This window comes from Mycobacterium liflandii, from assembly GCF_022354805.1.
GTDB classification, from domain to species: domain Bacteria; phylum Actinomycetota; class Actinomycetes; order Mycobacteriales; family Mycobacteriaceae; genus Mycobacterium; species Mycobacterium marinum.
In genome coordinates, this window is record NZ_CP023138.1 from 3,660,836 (window position 1) to 3,682,240 (window position 21,405).

Below are 21,405 nucleotides of genomic sequence, written 5' to 3' on the forward strand. Positions count from 1 at the left end.
CCCCGACTCGTGTCAGACCCGGTCGTCGAGCTGCGCCCGTCGGGTGACCGCCCACTCCGCCATCGGAAATCCGGAATTTTGGTCACACGCGGATATGACCAGAGCGGCCCGCGGCACCACCGCCAGTCCGTAGTCGCAGTTCCAATCCGAACGGCCCATGCTCCACACCAGCACACCCTCAGCCGGAGTGCCGAAGGACTTGAGCGTGATCGGCCCGAACTCCCCCGCCGGATACCCGGCAAATGCATCGCCATGGCATTGCGACACCGCGCGGAATCCGTTCTGCACCACGTCGTGAGGATTCAACGGGCTGTTGTAGACATCGACCGATTCGGCATACATCGCCGTAGCCTGCACTCGGTATGCGGACTCGGCGAAGTCCGCCGAGCCCGGTGGCCGTAGCGGCGAACCTTTGAACAACACCGCGGCCGTGCATTCGGGTGGCCGGGCGCTGGTGAAATAGGTTTCGCCCACCCGAGTCGAAGACGCCGGCCCCAGCGGCGTGTTGTCCCCATCCTGCAACAACAAGTCACGAGCCGAGATGTGGGCACGCGGCTGAACGGAGGCCCGAATCGCGCGACCGGCAACGGAATTGGTGCACGCGGCCATCGCCACCACCACGACGAGCAACACCACCGCCGCGCAGCTACGCCCAAGACGCGTCATCGGCAGATCGTAGCGCGGCTCAGCGAGTGGGCAGGTCCGGGCGATATTGGGTCAGCAGGGAGCGCACCGCGTCCATTGACGCCACCGCACGCTCCTTGTCCACGGCCTGAATCGCCATCACCGGGATGTACTCGTCATCGGGCAAGTCGATTCGCGCCCAGCGACTCCCCCCAGGAAACGACACACCGACCACGTCTTTCCAAGGAATCAGCTTATAGCCCAACAGATTACGCACCGAGATGCCCGCAGCACCGATCCTTAGCCGCGGTCGGGTGAACAGCAGCACAGCACCGGCGAGAATGAGCCCGAGGGCGCCCATCGCCACTTGATCACCGGTCTGAAATATCATCCCGCTCGAGCCCACCTTGAGGAACAATCCACCGGCTACATGCGCCGCCACGATCAGGATCGCCGCGGTGTACGCGACAACCGGTGTCCAGTAGGGACGCAAGACGACGTCCCACTCGGCGCGTTGTGCTTCGTCGGTCATGACTCAGCACGCAGCTCGCGCAGGGTCAACGCGGTGGTCAACGCCGCCGCGGTCGCCTGCGCGCCCTTGTCCTCATCTGAGGTTGGCAGGCCAGCCCGGTTGAGCGCCTGTTCCTCGGAGTTGGTGGTCAAAACCCCATTGGCCACCGGCGTGGAGGAGTCCAGCGAGACCCGGGTCAGACCCTGGGTCACCGCATCACAAACGTAGTCGAAATGCGGTGTCTCACCACGTATTACCACACCCAACGCGACCACAGCGTCGTGATTTCGAGTCAGTTCCTGTGCCACCACCGGAATTTCGATCGCCCCCAGGACGCGCACCACCGTCGGGTTGTCGATTCCGGAATCGGCAGCCGTGTTGCGCGCACCGGCGAGCAGGGCATCACAAATCTTGGTGTGCCAGGTGCTGGCGACGATAGCCAGCCGAACGCCGGAAGCGTCGAACGCCGGCACGTCCGGAATGCCGGCGCCACCGCTCACAAAGCACCACCGAATTCCCCTGGCAGGTGCACCGATTCGTGAAAGTCGTCTAATCCGGTCAAGTCATGTCCCATCCGGTCGCGCTTGGTCATCAGATAGCGGATGTTCTCCGCATTGGCCCGCACCGGCAACGGGACCCGCTCGATGATGTGCAAACCGTAACCGTCCAGCCCTACCCGCTTTGCCGGGTTGTTGGTCAGCAGCCGCATCGAACGGACCCCTAGATCAACCAGAATCTGGGCCCCGATCCCATAGTCGCGTGCATCAGCGGGCAGACCGAGCTTGAGGTTGGCGTCGACGGTGTCATCCCCGGCGTCCTGGAGTTGATAGGCCTGCAGCTTGTGCAACAACCCGATGCCGCGGCCCTCGTGTCCGCGCATGTACAGCACCACCCCACGCCCCTCCCTGGCGACCATGGCCATGGCCGCGTCGAGCTGGGACCCGCAGTCACAACGACGTGACCCGAAAACGTCGCCGGTCAGACACTCCGAGTGCACCCGCACCAATACGTCGTCGCCGTAGCTGTTCGGCCCGGCGATCTCGCCGCGCACCAGTGCAACGTGCTCGACGTCTTCATAGATGCTGGTGTATCCGATGGCGCGAAACTCCCCGTGCCGGGTCGGAATCCGGGCCTCGGCAACGCGCTCGATGTGTTTCTCGTGCTTACGCCGCCATTCGATCAGGTCGGCGATGGTAATCAGTGCCAGCCCGTGTTCGTCGGCGAAGACCCGCAGCTCGTCGGTCTGGGCCATCGACCCTTCATCTTTTTGGCTGACGATCTCACAGATCGCGCCCGCGGGCTGCAGGCCAGCCATCCTGGCCAGGTCCACCGCGGCCTCGGTATGGCCCGGGCGGCGTAACACCCCGCCGTCCTTGGCGCGCAACGGAACGACGTGACCGGGACGGGTGAAGTCTTCGGCCACACTCGCCGGATCCGCAAGCAGCCGCATCGTGGTCGCTCGGTCGGAAGCTGAAATACCAGTTCCCACGCCATTTTTCGCATCCACCGTAACGGTGTAGGCGGTACCGTGCTTGTCCTGGTTGACCGCGTACATTGGCAGCAGTCCCAGCCGGTCACACACCGCTCCATCCAGCGGGACGCACAGGTACCCAGAGGTGTAGCGCACCATGAACGCCACCAGCTCCGGTGTTGCCTTCTCAGCGGCGAAGATCAGGTCGCCCTCGTTCTCGCGGTCCTCGTCATCGATGACGATGACAGCCTTGCCCGCACCAATGTCGGCAACCGCTCGCTCGACGGAGTCCAACCTCGTCATCTTTGCTACCTTGCTGTCAGACCTACTCACACGAGATGTTTCACGTGCTGCAATCAGTATGGACTACCGCACCGCCACAGTTACTGTCTTGCGGCTTTGAGGTCCCTGCCCGCTGATTCTGACCGGTTTCCTACCGCGCTAGTGCGCCGGGTCGGCTGTCGGTCCGGATTGCATCAGTCGTTCGACATATTTGGCGATCACGTCCACCTCCAGGTTTACCTGCGTACCCACCGGCGCTTGTCCCAGCGTGGTGAGCTCTCGGGTGGTCGGAATCAGCGAAACCTCGAACCAGTCCCGAGGCTGCGCACCTAGATCGGAGACGGTCAGGGAAATGCCGTCGACGGTGATCGATCCCTTCTCCACGACATAGCGGGCCACCGTCGCTGGGACCTGAATGCGCACCACTTCCCAGTGCTTCGACGGGCTCCGGGCGATGATCTCGCCGGTCCCGTCGACATGGCCCTGGACGATGTGCCCACCGAGGCGGCTGTTGACGGCCGCGGCACGCTCCAAATTGACCTGGCTACCGACCTGTAGTTCCCCCAGGTTGGACCGGTTCAGCGTCTCGGCCATCACATCGGCGGTGAACTGGCCGTCGGCGAGCACCTCCACCACCGTCAGGCAGACACCGTTGACTGCGATCGAATCACCATGGCCGGCGTCGGCGGTAACGATCGGGCCACGAATGGTCAAGCGTGCCGCATCGGTGAGGGTGCTCCGGTCGGTGATTTCGCCGAGTTCCTCGACTATTCCGGTGAACATTGCACCAGTATTCCGGTGAACATTGCACCAGGCTAATTGGCCCTCGGCGGGCCGCGACAAACGCCGTTCTGTAGCGCGCTGCACACCCCGCGTTGCCCGACCCGGTCGGCGGCACCCTCTACGATGCAGGGTATGCAGACCCGCCGCCGTCTATTCGCTGTCCTCGCCGCCCTCGGCACCGCCACCGCCCTGGTTGCCGGCTGCTCGTCGGGCACGAAGGACAGCGGCGGACCACTACCCGATGCGACACCGTTGGTGAAGCAAGCAACCGAGCTCACCAGCAACCTCAAGAGCGCGCACCTGGTCCTCACCGTGAACGGCAAGATCCCCGGCCTGTCGATGAAGACGCTCTCCGGCGATCTGACCACCAACCCGACCGCCGCGAAGGGAAACGTCGAGCTCACGCTCGGCGGATCTGCGATCGACGCCGATTTCGTGGTGGTGGACGGAACCCTGTATGCCACCCTCACCCCGAACAAGTGGAGTGATTTCGGCCCGGCTGCCGACATCTACGACCCGTCGCAGATCCTGAACCCGCAAGTTGGCCTGGCCAATGTGCTGGCCAATCTCCAGGACGCCAAGGCCGACGGTCGCGACACCATCGACGGACAGACCACGATCCGGATCACCGGAAAGGTCACTGCCGAGGCGGTGAACCAGATCGCGCCCCCGTTCAATGCAACAGAACCCGTGCCGGGCACCGTGTGGATTCAGGAGAACGGTGACCATCAGCTGGTGCAAGCCAAACTGGATCGCTGGTCGGGCAATTCCGTCGAGATGACCTTGTCCAAGTGGGGCGAGCAGGTCAGCGTCAGCAAGCCCCCGGTGAGCTGATGAGCACGCAGACAGGGCGCCGCGTCGCCATCAGCGCCGGCAGCCTGGCGGTATTGTTGGGCGCCCTCGACACCTACGTCGTGGTCACCATCATGCGCGACATCATGGGCAGCGTCGGCATCCCGGTTAACCAATTGCAGCGGATCACCTGGATTGTCACCTGGTATCTGCTCGGCTACATCGCCGCGATGCCGCTGCTGGGACGGGCTTCCGACCGGTTCGGCCGCAAGCTGATGCTGCAGGTCAGCTTGCTCGGCTTCGCCGCCGGCTCGGTGGTCACCGCGCTGGCGGGGCATTTCGGCGATTTCCATATGCTGCTCGCCGGCCGGGCACTTCAAGGTGTGGCCAGCGGTGCGCTGCTGCCGATCACCTTGGCGCTGGGTGCGGATCTGTGGGCACAACGAAACCGCGCCGGCGTCCTCGGCGGTATCGGAGCCGCCCAGGAACTCGGCAGCGTGCTGGGGCCGCTCTACGGGATTTTCATCGTCTGGTTGTTCCATGACTGGCGAGACGTCTTCTGGATCAACGTCCCCCTGACCGCGATCGCCATGCTGATGATCCAATTCAGCCTGCCGGCGCACGACAAGAACGCAGAGCCGGAGAAGATCGACCTGGTTGGCGGTGCGCTGCTGGCAATCGCGTTGGGGCTCGCCGTCATAGGGCTGTACAACCCCAACCCGGACGGCAAAGAGGTGTTGCCGAGCTACGGACTACCGGTGCTGACCGGCGCGATCGTGGCCGCGGTGGCGTTCTTCGCCTGGGAGCGGTTCGCTCGAACCCGGCTGATCGACCCGAATGGGGTGCACTTCCGGCCGTTCTTGGCCGCCCTGGGTTCATCGGTGGCCGCGGGTGCCGCGCTGATGGTGACTCTGGTGAACGTGGAGTTGTTCGGCCAGGGCGTGCTGAGCATGGACCAGACCCAGGCGGCGGGGATGCTGCTGTGGTTCCTGATCGCCCTTCCGATCGGCGCGGTGACCGGCGGGTGGATTGCCACCAGAGTCGGCGACCGGGCGGTGACGTTTGTCGGGCTACTGATCGCCGCCGGCGGCTATTTGCTGATTTCGCATTGGCCCGTCGATCTGCCGGATTATCGGCACAGCATCTTCGGCTTGTTCACCGTGCCCGCCATGCACGCCGACCTGCTGGTGGCCGGCCTAGGGCTTGGCCTGGTGATTGGGCCGCTGTCGTCGGCCACGCTGCGAGTTGTACCGGCCGCCCAACATGGCATCGCCTCGGCGGCGGTGGTGGTCGCGCGGATGACCGGCATGTTGATCGGTGTGGCCGCGCTGAGCGCCTGGGGTCTGTACCGGTTCAACCAGATCCTGGCGGGATTGTCGGCGGCCGTACCGCCCGACGCGACCTTGCTCGAGCGCGCGGCCGCGATCGGAGCCCAATACCAACAGGCATTCGCCTTGATGTACGGCGAAATCTTCACGATCACCGCGTTTGTGTGCGTCTTTGGTGCGGTGCTGGGTCTGCTGGTCAGCGGACGCAAGGAGCACGCGGAAGAACCGGAGATCTCGGAGGAACCGGCCGTAGCGCCCCGGCCGTGAGTCACTAGCGCGACACCAGGCTGAGCAACAGGTCGGGGCCGCACCGCTCGACGCCGTCGAACTGCCAGCGCAATGCGTGCGCGATGCTGGACACGCCCACGTCGTCAACGGCGGTGACCGGGCCGCCGAGCAGGATCGGCGCCACGTAGGCCAGGATGCGGTTGATGGCTCCGGCCCGTAAGAAGGCCCCGGCCAGGGTCGGACCCCCTTCTAGCAACACGTCGGTGCGGTCGGAGAGGGCTCGCAGGACCTCCACCGGCTCGTGGGTCTTGATCATCATCGTTCGCGCATCGTCGTTGAGCACCTTGGCTTCGGGCGGAATGTCACGCTTGCCCACCACCACGCGCAGCGGCTGCTCGGCCGCCAAGGAACCATCCGACAGCCGGGCGGTCAGGGTTGGATCGTCAACCAGCACGGTGCCGGTACCGACCACGATCGCATCGGAAATGGCGCGGCGCCGATGCAGATCCGCACGGGCCGCCTCGCTGGAAATCCACTGGCTGGAACCGTCGGCGGCAGCGCTACGGCCATCGATACTCGTGGCGTACTTCCAGGTCACATGCGGCAACCCGGTGCGCTGCTTGTGCAGCCACTCCCGCAACGGTCCGGCCGCCACATGATCGGCCAGCACGCCGGATCGCACCTGCAGGCCGGCGGCCGACAGCCGCCCCGCGCCCCCACCTGCGATCCCATTGGGGTCGGCGACGCCGTATATCACCGTTCCGACCCTGGCTTCGATCAAAGCGTTCACACATGGCGGAGTCTTGCCGAAGTGGTTACAGGGCTCCATGGTGACCACCGCTATGGCGCCGGCCGCCAAACCACCCGCCTTGCGCAGCGCCACCACCTCGGCATGATCACCACCGGAGGGCTGGGTGCCGCCGATGCCGACGACCCGGCCTTCCTGGTCGACAATGACAGCGCCGACCGGCGGGTTCGGGTACGTCGTGCCTTTGACCAGCATCGACTGCTCGATCGCCAGACGCATCGACTCTTCGAGGCTCTTGACCTGTTCGACTGTCATCTGGCGCTCACCGGCCGTGATGGCTGGAAACGGCCCCGGCCTGTCGCCGAAGTGCCTCCACCGCGGCAGCGGGATCCTGGGCTCCATACACCGCCGACCCGGCGACGAAGCAGTCCACGCCGGCCTCCGCCGCTTGCTCGATGGTGTCTGCGTTGATGCCGCCGTCGATCTCGATCAGGATCGTCAACTCACCCGAATCGACCAGCTTGCGTACCGTCCGCACCTTGCTGAGCACCTCGGGAATGAAACTCTGTCCGCCGAAGCCGGGCTCCACCGACATCACCAGCAGGGTGTCGAAGTGCGGCAGGATCTCGAGGTAGGGATCCAGCGGGGTTCCCGGTTTCACACTGAACCCGGCTTTCGCACCGGCCGCGCGAATGTCGCGGGCCACCGCGATCGGGTTGTCGGTGGCCTCGGCGTGAAACGTGACGTTGTAAGCCCCGGCCTCGGCGTAGGGCGGAGCCCACCGATCCGGGTTGTCGATCATGAGATGGCAATCCATTGGAATGTCGCTGGCCGCCAGCAGACTCTCCACCACGGGAAGCCCGAGCGTCAGATTGGGCACGAAGTGACCATCCATCACGTCGACGTGCAACCAATCGGCACCGCGCACCGCAGCGGCTTCGTCGGCTAGCCGGGCAAAGTCAGCTGACAGGATCGACGGCGCGATCATGGGACCCCCGATGCTGTTAGGCATGAGCGACACACTACTGAGCCGCGCGGCGCGACGCGCGACGCACGTCGGCGATTCGCTCCCGCTGCCTCATGCCCGCCTGCGCAGCGCCGCGGCGAACATGGCGTCGGTGCCGTGCCGGTGCGGCCACAGCTGCACGTACGGCCCCTCCCCCAGGCCCTCGGTGATGGGCTCGAAGAGTGCTCGGGTATCCAGCGCATCCACCGGGTGCCGGCGTAGCGCGTCGGCGACGACCCCGACGGTTTCGGCCAGGTGCGGCGAACAGGTGGCATAGAGCACCACCCCGCCCGGACGAGTCAGGTTGATCGCCGCGGCCAGCAGCTCACGCTGCAGCTTGACCAGGGTGGGCACGTCCGACGGTTGCCGGCGCCAGCGGGCTTCCGGCCGCCGGCGCAAGGCGCCCAGGCCGGTGCAGGGCGCATCGACGAGCACCCGGTCGAAAACCGGTTCCAGGTCGGTGTAGCGCCCGTCACCACGGACGAGATCCACCGGCAGCCCGCCGGTGTTGTCCGCCACCAGGTCGGCGCGATGCGACGACGGCTCCACGGCGGTCACCCGGGCCCCCGTTGCCACGCCCAGCGCGGCCAGCAGCGCCGTCTTGCCGCCCGGCCCCGCGCACAGGTCCAGCCACCGGCCCGAGTCGCCCTCGACCGGGGCCAGCGTCAACGCCCGCGCCACCAATTGACTGCCCTCGTCCTGCACCAGCGCCTGACCGTCGCGCACGGGCGCCAGCAGCCCCGGGTCACCACCGAGCAGGTACACGGCGTACGGCGAATACCTGCCCACGGTGCCGCGCACCTCATCGGCCAATGCGGCGGCCGTCAGCACCCCCGGACGAGCCGCCAGGTGCACTTGTGGACGCTCGTCATTGCTGGCCAGCACCGCATCGAGTTCCGCCGCCGACGGGCCCAGCGCGTCAGCGAAGGCCTGCGCGATCCAGCGTGGGTGAGCATGGACGAAGGCCGCGTGCCCGACGGGGTCGCGGCGCGGGTCTGGCGCCAGCTCCTGGACCCAGGATTGCTCATCGCGATCAGCGATCGTGCGCAGCACTGCGTTGACAAAACCCGCCCGCGCCGAATCGAATTCGATGCCGGCTTGTTCGACCGTGGTGGACACCGCGGCGTGGGCGTCCACCCGGGTGCGCAACAGCTGATAGGCACCTAGCCGCAACAAGTCCAGCAGGAAGGGGTCGATCGCCTCGGGCGAACGTCCGGCCGCCGCTCCGATGATGGCGTCGAGCAGTCCCCTGGCCCGGCAGGCGCCATAGGTCAACTCGGTGGCGAAGGCGGCGTCGCGGCCGGTGATGCCGCGCTCCCTCAGCAGCGCGGGTAGCACCAGGTTGGCGTAGGCGTTGCGCTCACTCACCGCCCGCAAGGCGTTGAACGCGGCGCCGCGCGCCGGGTCCAGCGGCCGCCGGCGCGGGCCCCTGCGCTGGTTCGGCACGCCCGTGCCCTCGGAGCGTCGCGGCTTTCGGTCCGGCCGATTTCGCTGTCGTTTGTCCTGGCCGGGGCTCATGATGCACGCACGCTGGGGTCCAGGCGGGCACCGCGTGCCCAGTCGGCGGCGTTCATCAGCTTCTTGCCCGGCGGCTGGACCTGGCCCAATCGCAAAGGTTCCGAGCCAGTGCCGACCCACACGTGCTTGCGATCCACCTGAATCGCACCTGGGGGCAAGGGGCCGGGAGGTTCGACCGCGGCATCGAGATACACCGGCCCCAACTTGACCCGCAGGTCACCGATGAGCGTCCAGGCGCCCGGATTGGGAGTAACGGCCCGGATCCGACGCTCGATGATGGGCACCGGCAACTCCCACCGCACCCTGGCCTGCTCGACGGAGATTTTCGGCGCCAGCGTGACGCCGTCCGCAGGTTGCGGGCGCGCTGTCAAAGCCCCCTCGGCGATCCCGTCCAGGGTGGCCGAGAGCAGCTCGGCACCCGAAACCGCAAGTCGCCCAAGCAGATCGCCAGCGGTATCGGTGGGCCGGATGGTCTCGGTGACCACCCCGTACACCGGTCCGGAGTCCAGACTGGGCTCGATCTGGAAGGTCGTGGCCCCAGTGACCGCGTCACCCGCGGCAATGGCGGCTTGCACCGGCGCCGCACCACGCCATGCCGGCAGCAGCGAAAAATGCAGGTTGACCCAGCCCTGTGGCGGCACCCCGAGCAGCGCGTCACCCAGGAGCGCGCCGTAGGCGACCACCGCACAGCACTGTGGCGCCAATTCGGATAGTTCAGCGACAAACTCCGCCGAGTTCGGCCGTGACGGCCGCAGCACCGGGATGCCCCGTTCCAGCGCCGCACGCGCCACGGGCGACGGTTCTGGCTTACCGCGCCGACCCGAAGCGGCATCGGGCCTGGTCAACACCGCGATCACGTCGTGTCGCGGCGAATCGATGAGCTGATGGAGCGCTGGCAGCGCAGTTTCGGGGGTACCGGCAAAAACGAGACGCACCGGGACAGTCTAGGAAGTGCCTGTGAAGTGGCGTGGACCACAATCTTCAATGGCCAGATTCTCAGCCGTTTATAAACTTGCTATTGCATACTGTGTCCGGCGGAAACGTTCTGCGAGCAAGCAGTCGAGTTTTTCCGCCGCGCCTGCGACGACGATGTCGAAGTAACGCAGCCCTTTCCCTTTCCTTTTCCTTTTGAGGAGCTCTGAATGACTATCGACACACCCATCCGCGAGGACGTATCGCTCGCGGCTACACACCGGGCGATGTGGGCACTGGGCGACTACGCATTGATGGCCGAAGAGGTGATGGCTCCGCTCGGCCCGATCCTGGTCGCTGCCGCCGGCATTGGGCCCGGCGTGCGCGTGCTCGACGTTGCGGCCGGCTCCGGCAACATCTCGCTTCCGGCGGCCAAGTCGGGCGCCACGGTGGTATCGACGGACCTGACACCCGAACTGCTGCAACGGTCCAAGGCGCGCGCCGCAGCCCAGGGATTGACCCTTGACTACCAGGAGGCCAACGCACAGGCACTGCCGTTCGGCGACAGCGAGTTCGACACCGTGATCTCGGCGATCGGCGTGATGTTCGCCCCGGATCACCAGTGCTCAGCCAACGAACTGGCCCGCGTCTGCAAGACCGGCGGAACCATCGGCGTGATCAGCTGGACGCCAGAAGGTTTCTTCGGCCGCATGCTGGCCACCATCCGGCCCTACCGCCCGAGCCTGTCGGCGGCCCTGCCCCCGTCTGCGCTATGGGGACGGGAAGCCTACGCCCGCGGCCTGTTTGGGAACCACGTCTCCGACATCCAAACGCAGCGCGGACAGTTGGAGGTCACACGCTTCCAAACGGCGCAGGCCGTGCACGACTACTTCAAGAATCACTACGGCCCGACGATCGAGGCCTACGCGAACATCGGCGACAACGCGGTGCTGGCGGCCGAACTCGACGCCCAGCTGGTTGAACTCGCCGACCAATACCTGACCGACGGCGTCATGGAATGGGAGTACCTGGTTCTGACCGGCACCAAGAAGTAAGCCGCTCCGCAACCGGGCCGGGCCGCCCGCCAATTCGGCGGGCGGCCTGGAACGGCTGAATCCCGACGTCTTCGAGAGGACCCCAAAGACCCAAAGCCCAAATGGGCACCAAAAGGCTGAGCCTATAGATCCATCTCGACATTTGCGTCCGGCTCACCGCCGGCCGCGGTGAACGCGGTCAGCGCGCGAACCAACCCCTGCCGTTCGGCCGGCGGCATCTGCTCGACGATACGAGCGATTTCGTCGCGCCGGTGCGCGGTGACCCGGCGGACGAGATCACGACCACGCTTGGTCAACACCGCGAGTAGTTCACGACGCGAGGTCGGGTGCGGCTGTCGGTCGATCATCCCGGCGCTGACGAGACGGTCGACCATCCGGCCGGTCGCCGACGGCTGCACCCCAAGCAGGTTCGCCAGCGTGGCCAGATTGACCGGTCCCCGATTGGACAGAATGACCAGGGTCCTAAATTGCGGGATGGTGATGTTCTCATCGACCTGCGCGATCGAATGCGCCGAGATGCCTACCAACAGCCGAGACGCCGTTAGCAGCGCATCGGTAATCATGTCCAGCGACTCTTCAGCTGCCGTCGCGTTCTCGGTGGACATTAATGGCCCCCTTCCCCGGATTTCGCTGGGCTTTTCAAGTTCGTTGTCGCACAAAACAGGCTGCAGCAAGGGAAGAGTCTAGCAGCGCCCTACATTCGTAGACAGCGATTATTGATCACGTATACAATTGCCGCCGGGCAACGATCGGAAGTGGTTTCCCTGCGCCTGCCTTGCGCCGACGATGGTGTCGCAGCAAATTTCCCGAATTCGGTCAGGAGGGGCAATGGCTCTTGACACACCAATCAGCGATCGGCGGGCCCCGGCAACCACGCATCGGGCCATGTGGGCGTTGGGCGACTATGCGGTACTGGCCGATGAAGTACTGGCCCCGCTGGGGCCAATCCTGTTCTCCACCAGCGGCATTCGCCCCGGAGATCGCGTCCTCGACGTTGCCGCGGGTTCGGGGAATGCGTCGATCGCCGCGGCGGTTGCGGGTGCTCATGTCGTCGCCTGTGACCTCACGCCGGAACTGCTGCGCAGCGCTCAGCGACGCGCCGCGGCAGCGGGAGTACACCTCAGCTGGCGGGAAGCCAATGCCGAGACCCTGCCCTTCGGGTTCAACGAGTTCGACGCGGTGCTTTCGACGATCGGGGCGATGTTCGCTCCGCGTCATCAGCGCACGGCCGACGAGCTGGCCCGGGTGTGTCGCAGGGGCGGCAAGATCAGTGTGCTGAGTTGGACGCCGGAGGGGTTCTACGGCCAGTTGCTCTCCACCCTCCGGCCGTACCGGCCGACGCTGCCGATGGGCGCCCCGCATGAGGTGTGGTGGGGGCGCGAAGAGTACATCGGCGACCTGTTCAGCGACCACGTGTGCGATGTCCGGACGCAGCGGGGCTCGTTGCGGGTAAAGCGGTTCGGGCAACCCGAAGAATGCGTCGATTACTTCAAGGATTACTACGGACCGACGATCAACGCCTACCGCAATATCAACGACGACCCCCAACGAGTTGCCCAGCTCGACGCCGAACTCATCGAACTCAGCCGCGAATACCTCACCGACGGCGTGATGGAGTGGGAGTACCTGATTTTCACCGCGCGCAAGCGCTGACGATGGATCAATGCGGGTTAGCCGATGTGCAGCGGGTCGATCTGTACCCGGACCGGTTCATGAGTCTGGCGTGCGCTGAGCACACCGACTCCGCGGCGCAGACACCCGGCTAGTTCCAGACCCTGTTCCCGGCGTACCCGCACCAGCATCCTGGTCACGGGCACGCCGTCGGGGGTGCCTGCCGGGCGGCGTACCCCCGGCGGCAGGTCGACCGGGCCGAGCATGTCTGCGTCTTCGGGCAACCGGGCCTGATCCAGCAAGGCCAGGACCGCCTCCGCGGTGCCATCGATGGCGGCGATGTGCACGCTCGGCGGCAGCCCGACTTCGCTACGGGCCTCCAGCTCGGCTTCGGCGTGCCCCACCGGGTCCCAGCGGATCAGCGATTGCACCGTCGGGATAGACGATTCGGCGACCACCGCCACCACGCCTCCGTCGGCACGCGAGCGCACCAGGGCCGCTGCAGCCATCCAACGGCAGAGCGCTTCCTCGGCCGCGCGCAGATCTTGACGGCCCAACAACGCCCAGGTATCCAGCAACAGGGCGGCCCCGTATCCCCCGGCTGCCCGGGGCTCAGCGCCCGGGGTGGCCACGACCAGCGCCGGGCGAGCATCGACGTCGGGCACGATCGCATCGCCCGCCGAGGTGATCACCGACGTACCGGGGAAGGCGCGTCCCAGCTCTTCGGCGGTGCGCCGGGCTCCAACGACGACGGCCCGCACGGTGTCCGACCCACAGCGCGTGCAGCGCAGCAGCGGTTCCCCATGCCCGCACCATCGACAGACCGCGCCGGGCGCGCCGCGTTCCAGCAGGGACAGCGGCCCCGTGCAATGTCGGCACCGCGCGATTGCCCGGCAGCGCCCACAAGCCAGGGAGGGCACGTACCCGCGCCGTGGCACCTGGACCAGTACGGGCGCCCCCGCCTGCAACGACGAGCGGGCGGCGTGCAGGGCGATCGATGGCAGACGCGCGGTCCGTGCGGCCGGGTCGCGTTCGTCGGCGTAGCCGCTGTCATCGAGGGCAATGACGCGCGGGGTGCGCGCCCGAACCACCTGCCGGGCCGCGACGATGTCATGCGCCCACCCGCTTCGCACCAGGGCGTGGGCCTCGGCGGTTCGGGCGTAGCCGCCGATCAACGCCGCGCACCGGGCTTGATGTGCCCGCAGCATCGCCACCTCCCGGGCGTGCGGGTAGGGCGCCCGCGGCTCGGCCAGGGTGTCGTCGCCGTCCGCCCAGACCATGACCAACCCCAGGTCGCTCAGCGGCGCGAACACGGCGCTGCGGGTACCGATCACCAGTCGTGCACCACCCCGCAGCGCGGCCAACCAGCGTCGGTAGCGGGCGGCCGGACCCAATCCGGCCGACAATGCCGCCACGCTGCGCTCATCGATGCGGGTTGTCGCCGCTCGCCACAGCTCGTCGAGGTCCCGCTGGTCGGGAACGATCGCCAGCACCGCCCGGCCGGTGCGCACCGTCTGCGCGGCGGCCTCGGCGAATCGATCGGCCCACGGCTCGCCGGGTAGCGCCTGCCAGACGGCACGCGCCGCCCGCGCCTCGCCGAGGGCGTCCAAGAATTGGCCGCCCCTGCCGTACCCCGCCCAGCCGGCCCCATCGACCGGAGCCACCTCCGGCAGGTCCGGCCGCGTTGCGACTTCGCGCTCCACCCGCGCATGCCGGGCCGGCACCGCCAGCCGCAAGACGTCCGGCCGGGTGCCTGCATAGCGAGCGGCCACGGCGTCGACCAATCGGCGGATCTCCGGCGTGAGCACCTGTTCGGCCGATACCACCCGATCCAGCCAGCCCAGCTTGCCCTGGTGGTCGGTGTCGTTGCGGCGCTCGAGCACAAACCCGTCGACCAATCGGCCGTGGAACCGCACCCGGACCCGCACCCCGGGCTGGGCATCGTCGGACTGCTCGGCGGACACCAAGTAGTCGAATTCACGATCGAGGTGGGGCACCGAAAGCATCGGTAGTACCCTCGCGATCGGCTCTACCTCGATCGGTACGCACTCGCAGCCTCGAGATGATTTGCTAGACAATCTTTTTCTTGCTTTTTCGCAACAGCGGACGCGGCGCCTCAGCCGTCGACAGCGGCCGGCCCGTTATCCGAAATATCCCGGCCGAAGAAGAACCCGGCGGTAATCAAGATCTCCGCGGCGGCATATGCCCACCAGATCGGCACCGCCAGGGCCTCGTTACCGAGGATGAACCGGCTGATCGCGATCATCGAGTCCGATACCGCGAAACTCAACGCCCCCACCGCTGTCCATATCGTCGGAAGCCTGGTGACGAAAGCCGTGCACACCATGGCGGTCAGCACCAGGATGTAGACCGTCACCGGAATCGTCAGATTTTCCTGACCGAGGTGCGGCCAAAACCAAATCAACAGCCCCACTGAGACCACGCACATCAACGCCGCCGCAGCGATCCGTGGACGCGATGGAACCGCCCCCAGGCCATCGGCAGCATGGCTCCGAGAAAGCACAAGTGGGCCAACAAGAACGAACCAAGCCCCAGCACAAATGACTGGGTCCACCACGGGATTGCCAACAACCAGTCACCGGCGGCGGAAAACAGCAACGCCGCTATCAGCCACCGTCGCTCGCGCGCGATCGGGTGGGCGGCCGCCGCTAGCGCGAGCAGCACCGCCATCGATGCCTTGAACGGCGGCTGCAGGATCCAATGCCCGGTCAGTTCCATACCCTGCGGGCGGCGCATCGCGATGATGGTCAGGTACACGCCGTAGCCGAGGCCGGCCCATCCGGCGAGCACCCAGCCGCCGGTCACCAACCGAGGTGCGTACGGTACGTCCATGCCCAGTTTGGACAAAACCGCAGACGAGAAACCCGCTATCGACCCCATCATGCAGAAGGTACTGGATGCGGTTCCGTTTCGGCTATCCACCGAGGAAGGAATCGATGCGGTACGTCAGCGGCTGCGGGACTTGCCACGCCGGCCCGTGCACCCCGAGCTTCGCGTCGAGGACCGGGCCATCGACGGACCGGGTGGATCCATCCCCATTCGGATCTATTGGCCACCAATCAGTCCCGATGCCACCGATCCACTACCGGTGGTGCTGTTCTTTCACGGCGGCGGCTTTGTCATGGGCGACCTGGACACTCACGACGGAACCTGTCGTCAGCATGCCGTCGGGGCCGACACGCTGGTCGTTTCAGTCGATTACCGCTTGGCCCCAGAGCACCCCTACCCCGCGGCCATCCAAGATGCTTGGGCCGCAACGCGATGGGTCGCCGACCACGGATCCACTATCGGCGCTGACCTCAACCGGGTAGCCGTGGCCGGTGATTCAGCAGGTGGAACCATCGCTGCGGTGATCGCACAACAGGCCCGGGACAATGCCGATGGCCCCATACCGCCGATCGCCTTTCAACTGCTGTGGTATCCGTCCACGATGTGGGATCAGACATTGCCGTCGTTCACCGAAAACGCCACCGGCGAGGTTCTCGACGTCAAGGCCATCGCCGACTTTTCCCGCTGGTATGCAGGCGATACCGACCTGTCTAACCCACCAGCGGGCATGGCTCCGGGCCGCGCCGAGAACCTGGCGAATCTACCGGCCGCCTACATCGCGGTGGCCGGCCACGACCCGCTACGTGACGACGGCATCCGGTACGGCGAATTGCTGGCCGCTGCCGGCGTCTCGGTTGAAGTTCACAACGCCGGATCCCTGGTACACGGCTACATCGGCTATGCCGGCGTGGTGCCCGCGGCCACCACCGCCATGGAGCGCGGGCTGGCGGCATTGCGCGTTGCGCTGCACGGATAGGCCACAAGTGCGTACCGTGTAGGACCATGACGGAGCAGATCAGCACCCGCCCCGGCATCGATCCCATCCTGAAGATGCTGCTCGACGCGGTTCCGATGACCTTTTGCGCCGCAGACGGCGTCGAATTGGCCCGCGAACGGCTCGCCGCGCTCAAAGCACCACCGGAACTGCTCCCCGATTTGCGGACCGAGGACCGCAAGATCGGCTATGGCGAGCTTACCGACATCCCCGTCCGAATCTATTGGCCCACCGTGGAGCCCGACCGGGTCCTTCCGGTCGTCGTGTACTACCACGGCGGCGGCTGGGCGCTGGGCAGCTTGGATACCCACGACCACGTCGCGCGGGCGCATGCGGTGGGCGCGGAGGCCATCGTGGTCTCCGTCGACTACCGGCTCGCTCCGGAGCATCCCTACCCGGCCGGGATCGAAGACAGCTGGGCGGCGTTGCGGTGGGTCGGTGAGCACGCTCACGAGTTGGGCGGGGACCCGAACCGGATCGCCGTAGCCGGCGACTCCGCTGGCGGCAACATCTCGGCGATCATGGCGCAGCTGGCCCGTGACCATGCCGGTAATGGCGCTCCGAACCTGGTCTTCCAGTTGCTGTGGTACCCGTCGTGCGTCGGCGACCTGGCCCTGCCGTCCTTCAGCGAAAACGCCACCGCGCCCATCCTGGATCTCGAGGTCATCGACGCGTTCCTGTCGTGGTATGTGCCCGACCTTGACGTCAGCGACCACACGGCGCTGCCTGCCACGCTCGCGCCGGGCAACGGCGACCTGACCGGGCTACCTCCGGCCTTCATCGGCACCGCCGAACACGACCCGCTGCGTGACGACGGGGCCCGTTATGCCGAGTTGCTCACTGCCGCGGGGATAGCGGCCGAGTGGTGCAACGAGCCCAACCTGGTGCATGGCTACGTCAGCTTCGCCGTGGTGGTGCCCTCAGCCGCCGAAGCAACCAGCCGCGGCTTGGCGGCACTGCGCAAAGTGCTGCATTACTAACAAGAACTAGCAGGGACTCGAAAGACCCGGGAGTCCGGCCCTTACCGGCCACCGCCGTCAGCCATACAGTGGTGCCATGGCCCTCGAGGCGGCGCTGATCCTGCGGCCCGAGCACGGAGTTCTCGGCATCGGAGGGGAACGCTAGTGAGCATCGAACCAGACTACCAGATCGTGATCGTCGGCGCCGGATTCTCCGGCATCGGTGCCGCGATCAGCCTCGACAAGGCGGGATTCGGCGACTACCTCGTGATCGAAGCCGGCGACGGCGTCGGCGGAACCTGGTTCTGGAATACCTATCCCGGCATAGCCGTGGATATTCCGTCGTTCTCCTACCAGTTCTCGTTCGAGCAGAGCCCGGACTGGTCGCGCAGCTACGCACCCGGCCGCGAGCTCAGGGCCTACGCCGAGCACTGCGCCGACAAGTACGGCATCAGGCCCCGAATCAGGTTCAACACCAAGGTCCTTGGTGCCGAGTTCGATGACGAGCGCAGTCTGTGGCGTCTGCAGACGGATCCCGGCGGCGAACTGACCACCCGATTCATCATCAATGCCAGCGGCGTTTTGACCGTGCCAAAGCTTCCTGACATTGCCGGCGTCGACTCCTTCGCCGGCGTCACCATGCACACCGCGCGCTGGGATCACAGCCAGGAGCTGACCGGCAAACGCGTCGGGATCATCGGCACCGGCGCGTCGGCGGTCCAGGTCATCCCGGAAATCGCACCAATCGTGAAACACCTCACGGTGTTTCAGCGAACTCCGATCTGGTGTTTTCCGAAATTCGACTTTCCGTTGCCGGCAGCGCTGCGCTGGGCAATGCGCATCCCGGGCGGAAAAGCGCTGCAGCGGCTACTCAGCCAGGCCTATGTGGAGGCGACCTTCCCAATCTCGGCGCACTACTTCACGGTGTTTCCGTTGGCGCGCTGGAGCGCGGTGCTGGGACGGCGCTATTTGCGACAGCGGGTCGACGATCCGGTGGTGCGCGACCAACTCACCCCACGCTATGCGGTCGGCTGCAAGCGACCCGGATTCCACAACGGCTACCTGTCCACCTTCAACCGCGACAACGTGCAGCTGGTCACCGAGCCGATCGAGAAGATCACCCCGACATCGGTGGCCACCGATGACGGCACCGACCACGAGATAGACGTGCTGATCCTGGCCACCGGCTTCAAGGTGCTCGACACCGACGATGTGCTGACCTATCCGGTCATCGGACGCGCAGGTCGATCACTGAGCCAGTTCTGGGAAGAGCATCGCGCGCAGGCCTACCAAGGCGTCAGCGTTCCCGGATACCCCAATTTCTTCGCCGTGTTCGGCCCGTATGGCTACGTGGGTTCGTCGTATTTCGCGCTCATCGAGACGCAGACCCACCACATCCTGCGCTGCCTGAAGCGGGCCCGACGCGACGGCGCGACCCGGGTCGAGGTGACCGAGGAAGCCAACGCCCGCTACTTCGCCGAGATGATGCGGCGCCGGTACCGCCAAGTGTTCTGGCAGGACAGTTGCCGCCGGGCCAACAGCTACTACTTCGACAAGAACGGCGACGTGCCGCTGCGTCCCACCACCACCGTGGAAGCCTACTGGCGTGGCAGGCATTTCGATCTCGACGACTACCGCTTCGGACGCTGAGAGCTCCCCCGAGACAAAACTCACGTCGCCGACCTCGCTGGCCGGCGTTAGGCTCGAACGTGCGGCTTCGAATGAGCAAAAGGAGATTTCGGTGGCCAAAGAGTTCTCGCACATCGACGAGTCGATCCGCGAGTTCATCGGCAACCAGGCCATGTTCTTCGTTGCCACCGCGCCGTCCGACGGAGGCCGAGTCAACCTCTCCCCCAAGGGTTATCGCGACACTTTCGCGGTGCTGGACGACCACACGGTCGTCTACATCGACCTATTCGGCAGCGGCGCCGAAACCATTGCGCACCTGCGCGACAACGGCCGGATCACGATCATGTTCTGCTCGTTCACCCGCAACTCGCGGATCCTGCGGCTCTATGGGACCGGACGAGTGGTGCGCCCCGATGACGGCGAATTCCAAACCCTGAGAGAACATTTCAAGACTCTTCATCCGGGCACGCGCTCCGCCGTCGTGATCGACGTCGACCGCATCGCGGATGCGTGCGGATTCGCGGTTCCCTATTACGACCTCGTCGATGAACGACCGGTGCTGGACGCCCACTTCCGCAAAGCGACCGAGGAAACCTTCTCTGGTGTCATCGATCGCAACCAGCACAGCATCGATGGCCTGCCGGCGTTGGACTCCGACCATCCCCTGCCGCCCAGCGCGCAAAACTGAGCCACCACACGCGCGAGCAGACGCGGAATCGCATTGCGCGGGGATCCCGCGCGCGATTCCGCGTCTGCTCGTGCCGGAAACCTAGATGGCGCGCTTGAGGTCGTCGACCTTGTCGAGCCGCTCCCACGGCAGGTCGACATCGGTGCGACCGAAGTGCCCGTAAGCGGCGGTGGGCGCATAGATGGGCCGCAGCAGGTTCAGGTCGCGAATGATCGCGCCAGGCCGCAGGTCGAACACCTCACCGATGGCCTTCTCGATCTTGACCGGGTCGACAGCCTCGGAGCCGAATGTCTCCACGAACAGGCCGACCGGGGCGGCTTTGCCGATAGCGTAGGCCACCTGTACCTCGACCCGCTCGGCCAGTCCTGCTGCGACCACGTTTTTGGCCACCCAGCGCATCGCGTACGCCGCCGAGCGGTCCACCTTGGACGGATCCTTGCCGGAGAATGCGCCACCACCGTGCCGGGCCCACCCGCCGTAGGTGTCGACGATGATCTTGCGGCCGGTGAGGCCCGCATCGCCCATCGGTCCGCCAAGGACGAACTTTCCGGTCGGGTTGACCAGCACCCGCACCGCCGAGGCATCCAGGGTGTCGTGGGCCAGGTCGTCGAGCACGGTCTTGAGCACCTGCTCGCGAATGTCGGGATCCAGCGTCTTCACCAGGTCGATGTCGTCCGCATGCTGGGTCGAAATGACCACCGTGTCCAGCCGCACCGGCACCCGGTCCTCGTAGGCGATGGTGACCTGAGTCTTGCCATCCGGGCGCAAGTAGGGCAGCACACCGTTCTTGCGGACCTCGGTCAGTCGCCGCGACAACCGGTGAGCCAGCGCGATCGGCAGCGGCATCAGCTCCGGGGTGTCGTTGATCGCGTAACCGAACATCAGGCCCTGGTCGCCGGCGCCTTGCGCGTCCAACGGATCCGCAGCGCCCTCGACGCGGGCCTCATGGGCGGTATCAACACCTTGTGCGATGTCGGGCGACTGGGCTCCGATACCGATGTTCACTCCGCAGGATGCCCCGTCGAAGCCCTTGTCCGACGAGTCGTAGCCGATGTCGAGGATGCGTTCGCGAACGATATTGGTGATGTCAGCGAACGCCTCCTTGGCGGTCGTCGTGACCTCACCCACCACGTGCACCTGCCCGGTGGTCACCAGGGTCTCAACTGCAACACGCGAGCGGGGGTCCGCCGCCAGAAGCGCGTCGAGGACCGAGTCGCTGACCGCGTCACAGATCTTGTCGGGATGTCCTTCCGTCACCGACTCACTGGTAAAAAGGCGACCCTTTTCACTCACTATCTGCATCCTTCCGATAATTAGTTAGCCGAATTATATCCTCAGGCATCAATTTGCGCTCGTCCACTCGAGCAAGGCATCGTTCAGGACCTGTCCAGCCGCTGTACAGCACCGAGCCCGTGG

General features: G+C 66.0%; 20 protein-coding genes and 1 pseudogene. 8 read left to right on the top strand and 13 right to left on the bottom strand.

Going from position 1 to position 21,405, the window contains the following annotated elements; genetic code table 11:
• Positions 1–12: 12 nt before the first annotated feature.
• The 5 genes from CKW46_RS16410 to CKW46_RS16430 all read right to left on the bottom strand — a co-directional run bounded on the left by CKW46_RS16410 (position 13) and on the right by CKW46_RS16430 (position 3,671).
• Positions 13–666 carry a hypothetical protein gene (locus CKW46_RS16410; RefSeq protein ID WP_117437457.1) on the bottom strand — a complete coding sequence of 218 codons (654 nt, stop codon included), beginning with the start codon at positions 664–666 and terminating at the stop codon, positions 13–15.
• A gap of 19 nt (positions 667–685) precedes the next feature.
• The gene (locus CKW46_RS16415; RefSeq protein ID WP_012393987.1) at positions 686–1,156 is read right to left on the bottom strand and encodes a PH domain-containing protein; all 471 of its coding nucleotides are present in this window, start codon (positions 1,154–1,156) and stop codon (positions 686–688) included.
• Positions 1,153–1,635, bottom strand: a complete 483-nt coding sequence (ribH, locus tag CKW46_RS16420; protein ID WP_015355803.1) for a 6,7-dimethyl-8-ribityllumazine synthase — start codon at positions 1,633–1,635, stop codon at positions 1,153–1,155. The genes CKW46_RS16415 and ribH overlap by 4 nt, the downstream gene beginning before the upstream one ends.
• A complete protein-coding gene (locus CKW46_RS16425; RefSeq protein ID WP_015355804.1) occupies positions 1,632–2,909 on the bottom strand; it encodes a bifunctional 3,4-dihydroxy-2-butanone-4-phosphate synthase/GTP cyclohydrolase II in 1,278 nt (425 codons plus the stop codon). Before CKW46_RS16425 ends, ribH begins: the two co-directional genes overlap by 4 nt.
• Before the next feature lie 138 nt (positions 2,910–3,047).
• Positions 3,048–3,671, bottom strand: coding sequence for a riboflavin synthase (locus CKW46_RS16430; RefSeq protein WP_117437456.1), 624 nt, complete (start codon positions 3,669–3,671; stop codon positions 3,048–3,050).
• A 132-nt stretch (positions 3,672–3,803) separates the two neighbouring features.
• Between CKW46_RS16430 and CKW46_RS16435 the strand changes: the two genes are divergently transcribed.
• Both CKW46_RS16435 and CKW46_RS16440 read left to right on the top strand, forming a co-directional pair.
• Entirely contained in the window at positions 3,804–4,505 is a 702-nt protein-coding gene (locus CKW46_RS16435; RefSeq protein ID WP_117437455.1) for an LppX_LprAFG lipoprotein, read from the top strand.
• A complete protein-coding gene (locus tag CKW46_RS16440; protein ID WP_012393983.1) occupies positions 4,505–6,058 on the top strand; it encodes an MFS transporter in 1,554 nt (517 codons plus the stop codon). Before CKW46_RS16435 ends, CKW46_RS16440 begins: the two co-directional genes overlap by 1 nt.
• 4 nt (positions 6,059–6,062) lie before the next feature.
• Here the strand turns inward: CKW46_RS16440 and ribD are convergent, their stop codons facing one another.
• From ribD to fmt, 4 genes are read right to left on the bottom strand one after another with little or no spacing between them, the layout of a single operon-like run.
• Positions 6,063–7,082: a bifunctional diaminohydroxyphosphoribosylaminopyrimidine deaminase/5-amino-6-(5-phosphoribosylamino)uracil reductase RibD gene (gene ribD, locus CKW46_RS16445; RefSeq protein WP_015355807.1), complete on the bottom strand. Its 1,020-nt coding sequence runs from the start codon at positions 7,080–7,082 to the stop codon at positions 6,063–6,065.
• A gap of 7 nt (positions 7,083–7,089) precedes the next feature.
• Entirely contained in the window at positions 7,090–7,788 is a 699-nt protein-coding gene (rpe, locus tag CKW46_RS16450; protein ID WP_085979811.1) for a ribulose-phosphate 3-epimerase, read from the bottom strand.
• A 57-nt stretch (positions 7,789–7,845) separates the two neighbouring features.
• Positions 7,846–9,291 (bottom strand): RsmB/NOP family class I SAM-dependent RNA methyltransferase, encoded by a 1,446-nt coding sequence (locus CKW46_RS16455; RefSeq protein WP_482052142.1) that lies wholly within the window; start codon positions 9,289–9,291, stop codon positions 7,846–7,848.
• A complete protein-coding gene (gene fmt / locus CKW46_RS16460; RefSeq protein ID WP_011739898.1) occupies positions 9,288–10,226 on the bottom strand; it encodes a methionyl-tRNA formyltransferase in 939 nt (312 codons plus the stop codon). Before fmt ends, CKW46_RS16455 begins: the two co-directional genes overlap by 4 nt.
• Positions 10,227–10,433: 207 nt before the next feature.
• Here fmt and CKW46_RS16465 point away from each other — a divergent pair, with 207 nt between their 5' ends.
• Positions 10,434–11,258 carry a class I SAM-dependent methyltransferase gene (locus CKW46_RS16465; protein ID WP_012393978.1) on the top strand — a complete coding sequence of 275 codons (825 nt, stop codon included), beginning with the start codon at positions 10,434–10,436 and terminating at the stop codon, positions 11,256–11,258.
• A gap of 122 nt (positions 11,259–11,380) precedes the next feature.
• Here the strand turns inward: CKW46_RS16465 and CKW46_RS16470 are convergent, their stop codons facing one another.
• Positions 11,381–11,863: a MarR family winged helix-turn-helix transcriptional regulator gene (locus CKW46_RS16470; protein ID WP_012393977.1), complete on the bottom strand. Its 483-nt coding sequence runs from the start codon at positions 11,861–11,863 to the stop codon at positions 11,381–11,383.
• Between the two features lie 223 nt (positions 11,864–12,086).
• On the opposite strand from CKW46_RS16470, the gene CKW46_RS16475 reads away from it, so the two are divergent.
• On the top strand, positions 12,087–12,911 hold the full coding sequence (locus CKW46_RS16475) for a class I SAM-dependent methyltransferase (RefSeq protein ID WP_482052143.1): 825 nt from the start codon (positions 12,087–12,089) through the stop codon (positions 12,909–12,911).
• Between the two features lie 17 nt (positions 12,912–12,928).
• Here the strand turns inward: CKW46_RS16475 and CKW46_RS16480 are convergent, their stop codons facing one another.
• Both CKW46_RS16480 and CKW46_RS16485 read right to left on the bottom strand, forming a co-directional pair.
• Positions 12,929–14,875 (bottom strand): primosomal protein N', encoded by a 1,947-nt coding sequence (locus CKW46_RS16480; RefSeq protein ID WP_015355812.1) that lies wholly within the window; start codon positions 14,873–14,875, stop codon positions 12,929–12,931.
• Positions 14,876–14,985: 110 nt separating this feature from the next.
• Positions 14,986–15,722 (bottom strand): annotated as a pseudogene (locus tag CKW46_RS16485) (lysoplasmalogenase).
• Here CKW46_RS16485 and CKW46_RS16490 point away from each other — a divergent pair.
• The 4 genes from CKW46_RS16490 (at position 15,721) to CKW46_RS16505 (ending at position 19,989) form a co-directional block, all read left to right on the top strand.
• Positions 15,721–16,695, top strand: coding sequence for an esterase LipI (locus tag CKW46_RS16490; RefSeq protein WP_041299227.1), 975 nt, complete (start codon positions 15,721–15,723; stop codon positions 16,693–16,695). The pseudogene CKW46_RS16485 and the gene CKW46_RS16490 overlap by 2 nt on opposite strands.
• A 26-nt stretch (positions 16,696–16,721) precedes the next feature.
• Positions 16,722–17,693, top strand: a complete 972-nt coding sequence (locus tag CKW46_RS16495; RefSeq protein ID WP_012393972.1) for an alpha/beta hydrolase — start codon at positions 16,722–16,724, stop codon at positions 17,691–17,693.
• Between the two features lie 150 nt (positions 17,694–17,843).
• Positions 17,844–19,322, top strand: a complete 1,479-nt coding sequence (locus tag CKW46_RS16500; protein ID WP_085981920.1) for a flavin-containing monooxygenase — start codon at positions 17,844–17,846, stop codon at positions 19,320–19,322.
• 91 nt (positions 19,323–19,413) lie between these two features.
• Positions 19,414–19,989, top strand: a complete 576-nt coding sequence (locus CKW46_RS16505) for a pyridoxamine 5'-phosphate oxidase family protein (protein WP_015355816.1) — start codon at positions 19,414–19,416, stop codon at positions 19,987–19,989.
• 81 nt (positions 19,990–20,070) lie between these two features.
• Here CKW46_RS16505 and metK read toward each other — a convergent pair whose 3' ends face one another.
• Positions 20,071–21,282 carry a methionine adenosyltransferase gene (gene metK / locus CKW46_RS16510; protein WP_012393969.1) on the bottom strand — a complete coding sequence of 404 codons (1,212 nt, stop codon included), beginning with the start codon at positions 21,280–21,282 and terminating at the stop codon, positions 20,071–20,073.
• Positions 21,283–21,405: the final 123 nt, after the last annotated feature.

Excerpts from the sequence above, each read along its gene's own strand:
- CKW46_RS16410 (WP_117437457.1), bottom strand. The coding sequence starts at position 666 with ATGACGCGTCTTGGGCGTAGCTGCGCGGCGGTGGTGTTGCTCGTCGTG.
- CKW46_RS16415 (WP_012393987.1), bottom strand. The coding sequence starts at position 1,156 with ATGACCGACGAAGCACAACGCGCCGAGTGGGACGTCGTCTTGCGTCCC.
- CKW46_RS16425 (WP_015355804.1), bottom strand. The coding sequence starts at position 2,909 with ATGACGAGGTTGGACTCCGTCGAGCGAGCGGTTGCCGACATTGGTGCG.
- CKW46_RS16430 (WP_117437456.1), bottom strand. The coding sequence starts at position 3,671 with ATGTTCACCGGAATAGTCGAGGAACTCGGCGAAATCACCGACCGGAGC.
- CKW46_RS16435 (WP_117437455.1), top strand. The coding sequence starts at position 3,804 with ATGCAGACCCGCCGCCGTCTATTCGCTGTCCTCGCCGCCCTCGGCACC.
- CKW46_RS16440 (WP_012393983.1), top strand. The coding sequence starts at position 4,505 with ATGAGCACGCAGACAGGGCGCCGCGTCGCCATCAGCGCCGGCAGCCTG.
- ribD (WP_015355807.1), bottom strand. The coding sequence starts at position 7,082 with ATGACAGTCGAACAGGTCAAGAGCCTCGAAGAGTCGATGCGTCTGGCG.
- CKW46_RS16455 (WP_482052142.1), bottom strand. The coding sequence starts at position 9,291 with ATGAGCCCCGGCCAGGACAAACGACAGCGAAATCGGCCGGACCGAAAG.
- CKW46_RS16465 (WP_012393978.1), top strand. The coding sequence starts at position 10,434 with ATGACTATCGACACACCCATCCGCGAGGACGTATCGCTCGCGGCTACA.
- CKW46_RS16470 (WP_012393977.1), bottom strand. The coding sequence starts at position 11,863 with ATGTCCACCGAGAACGCGACGGCAGCTGAAGAGTCGCTGGACATGATT.
- CKW46_RS16475 (WP_482052143.1), top strand. The coding sequence starts at position 12,087 with ATGGCTCTTGACACACCAATCAGCGATCGGCGGGCCCCGGCAACCACG.
- CKW46_RS16480 (WP_015355812.1), bottom strand. The coding sequence starts at position 14,875 with ATGCTTTCGGTGCCCCACCTCGATCGTGAATTCGACTACTTGGTGTCC.
- CKW46_RS16490 (WP_041299227.1), top strand. The coding sequence starts at position 15,721 with ATGCCCAGTTTGGACAAAACCGCAGACGAGAAACCCGCTATCGACCCC.
- CKW46_RS16495 (WP_012393972.1), top strand. The coding sequence starts at position 16,722 with ATGACGGAGCAGATCAGCACCCGCCCCGGCATCGATCCCATCCTGAAG.